Here is a 543-nt window from a genome sequence, read left to right as displayed (position 1 = left end):
CGCCCGACCCGCCCCGCGCCGCCGGCCCCCGCCGGCCCCGCCCGGTCGCCCCGGCGCTGGCCGGCCCCCGCCGGCCCCGCTCCCCGGTCCACCGGCCCTCTGGCCGGCCCGGCCCCAGTGATCAAGGGGTTGGCGTCTCAGTCGATCTCTGCCGGAGACGTCAACCCCTTGATCACGGCCGCAGTCCGCCCGCCCCGACCCGGCCCGAGCCGACCAGCCGCGACCCGGTCTGAACAGCCGCGCCTCGGTCTGACCGACCCGACCCGGCCCGATCCGGCCCGATCCGGCCCGGCCCGGCCCGATCCGGCCCGGCCCGATCCGGCCCGGCCCGATCCGGCCCGGACCCGATCCGGCCCGGACCCGACCCGGCCCGGACCCGACCCGGTCCGGCCCGGTTCAGTCCGGTCGCTTCTGATCAACTCTGGTCCTGTCCGATGATCAAGGGGTTGGCGTCCCCGGTAGAGATCAACTGGGACACGAACTCCTTGATCACGCCCGCACAGGCCGGCGGCACCCCGACCGGTTCGTTGATCATGAGGTTGG

Origin of the sequence: Micromonospora sp. NBS 11-29 (genome assembly GCF_002140155.1) — a bacterium.
Lineage (GTDB): Bacteria > Actinomycetota > Actinomycetes > Mycobacteriales > Micromonosporaceae > Micromonospora.
Note: the sequence above shows the minus strand (reverse complement) of the source record.